Origin of the sequence: Mesorhizobium sp. M4B.F.Ca.ET.089.01.1.1, from assembly GCF_004022605.1 — a bacterium.
Taxonomy (GTDB): Bacteria; Pseudomonadota; Alphaproteobacteria; order Rhizobiales; family Rhizobiaceae; genus Mesorhizobium; species Mesorhizobium abyssinicae.
The window spans coordinates 1-2,291 of sequence record NZ_RZOS01000665.1; the positions used below are offsets into that span (position 1 = coordinate 1).

3 protein-coding genes are annotated in these 2,291 nt (G+C 66.6%); all 3 read left to right on the forward strand.

Annotated elements, in window-relative coordinates; genetic code table 11:
- The coding region (locus EN780_RS32385) for a glycine cleavage T C-terminal barrel domain-containing protein (protein WP_281035393.1) at nucleotides 1-384 on the forward strand (384 nt) is incomplete at its 5' end.
- On the forward strand, nucleotides 377-1,000 hold the full coding sequence (locus tag EN780_RS32390) for a sarcosine oxidase subunit gamma family protein (protein ID WP_128276307.1): 624 nt from the start codon (nucleotides 377-379) through the stop codon (nucleotides 998-1,000). The genes EN780_RS32385 and EN780_RS32390, both read left to right, overlap by 8 nt.
- A gap of 262 nt (nucleotides 1,001-1,262) precedes the next feature.
- The coding region (locus EN780_RS32395) for an urea carboxylase-associated family protein (protein WP_133372819.1) at nucleotides 1,263-2,291 on the forward strand (1,029 nt) is incomplete at its 3' end.

Genomic DNA, 2,291 nt, shown 5'->3' on the forward strand with positions numbered 1-2,291 from the left:
GCCGATCTCGGCCTCGGCAAGATGATGTCGACCAAGAAGGATTTTATCGGCCGCGTCATGGCCGGCCGCGAGGCGCTGGTTGCGCCGGACCGGCAGGTGGTCGTCGGCGTCAAGCCCACCGACAAGGCGCGGCGGCTGCGCTCCGGCGCGCATGTCATTCCGAAGGGCGAGATCCCCGGCCCCGGCAACGACCAGGGCTATGTCACCTCGGTCTGCTTCTCGCCGACACTCGACCAGTGGATCGGGCTCGGGCTGGTCGAACGCGGCCGCGAGCGCATCGGCGAGATCGTGCGCGCGCACGACCCGCTGCGTGGCGAGGAGTACGATGTCGAGCTCTGCAATCCCGTCTTCTACGATCCGGAAGGAGGGCGCCAGCGTGGCTGAGTTTTCCTGGGATATCCGCAGCCCGCTCGACCGCATCCTCGTCACCGGGCCGTATGGCGCGCGGGGTGAAGCCGGCGTGTCGCTGACCGAGATCCGCAATTTCGACCTCGTCCAGGTGATGGCGCGCCGCGGCAAGGCGGCCGAGATGGCCGCGGCGGCGAAGGCCCGCTTCGGTGTCGCCGCGCCGGAAACGCCGAAGGCGGTCGGCACCGCCGACGCGACGCTGATCTGGTCCGGACCGGATCAGTTTTTCGTGCTGTCGAAAGGCGGCAGGCACGGGATTGAGGCGCTTGCCTCGGTCTTTGCCGGATCGGCATCGCTTTCGGACCAGTCGCATGCGCGGGCGTTGATCAGCGTATCCGGGCAGAGAGCGCGCGCGATGCTCGCCAAGCTGTCGTCGATCGATCTGCATCCCGATGTGTTTGCGATTGGCTCCGCTGCTGCGACCTCGGTGGATCACACCAGCGTCACGCTGTGGCGGGGCGGTGATCGCGGCGGACAGGCGGTGTTCAACCTGCTGGTGTTTTCGACCTTCGCCGAAAGTCTCTGGCACAGCATTCTCGATTCGGCCGCGGAGTATGGCGTTACGATCGGCCATTCCGAGGAACCGGCGTAGCGCATGTGCGCGCCTCTCCCCCTGTGGGAGAAGCTGGATCGGCGCGTTAGCGCCCGAGACGGATGAGGGTGCGCGACGGAGTGAGACGCTGGCGTTCCTTCGCGCACCCCTCATCCGTCGCCTTCGGCGACACCTTCTCCCACAGGGGGAGAAGGAGGAGCCGGCGCCATCTCCACCTTGCCAAATCCAACCCCGCTGCTATTCTTGCTGCTAAACTAATTTCACACACAGGCAAACTTGTTGCTCGAAACATAGGGTCGAGATGAGCCAGTCGCCCTACCCTGCCGTCGCCTCCGGGCCGCCCCGGCCGAGCCTGATCCTCAGGCCTGGCCAGATCGCGCTACCGCCCGGCATGGAGCGCTACACCGTGCAGGGCAATGGCGCGGTGCTGATCGACGTCGAGGCCGGCGATACGGTGAGCGTGCGCAACGTCGAAGGCGGACAGGCCTGCGAGCTGTTGGCCTGGGGCAAGGACGGCGTCACCGATCCCGGCATTTTCGGCGAGGCCGCAAACAGCAACGCCGCAGGCATCAAGGCGCTGCTGGCGGATGGCGACGACAGCTTGTCGGCGCTGCGTCTCGGCCTGCAACGCCGCCAAGTTCAGCTTGAGCAACCGAAGGCCGTGCGCGTCTTCGGCGGCGCGACGCCCGCCGGCACCGAGCAAGGCTTCGCCGTGCAGCGCGATGGCGCGCTGCTGATCGCGGCGCCCGGCGGGCCGATGCTGGTCGACGGCCACGACACCGCGACGCCGCTCACCGTCATCGTGCGCCGCGCGACGATCCGGCTGAAGGCGAAGTCCGGGCTTGCCGATCCGCTCGCCGATCCGGTGCTCGATCTCAGGGTCCATTCGGCGACTGCCGAAGCCTATTTCGTCAAGGCCGGCGACTATCTGCAGATCATCGATGTCGACGGCCGCCAGTGCACCGACTTCCAGTGCTTCTCGGCGCGCAAGCTGGACAAGGGCCGCGACCTGCCGCTCGACGTGACGACGACGCGCACGCTGATGGGCGCCGCCTATCCGATGCCCGGCCTGCATTCGAAATATTACGACCAGGACATGGAGCCGCTGGTCGAGGTGGTGCAGGACACTTGCGGGCGGCACGACGCCTTCGCGCTCGCCTGTGCCGCCAAATATTACGACGACATTGGTTATCCCGGGCACACCAACTGCTCGGAGAATTTCAACAAGGCGCTTTCGGACAAGGGCGTCGCGCCCCGCGCCGGCTGGATGGCGATCAACTTCTTCTTCAACACGGCAATCGACGCGCATGGCGTCATGGTGTCGGACGAG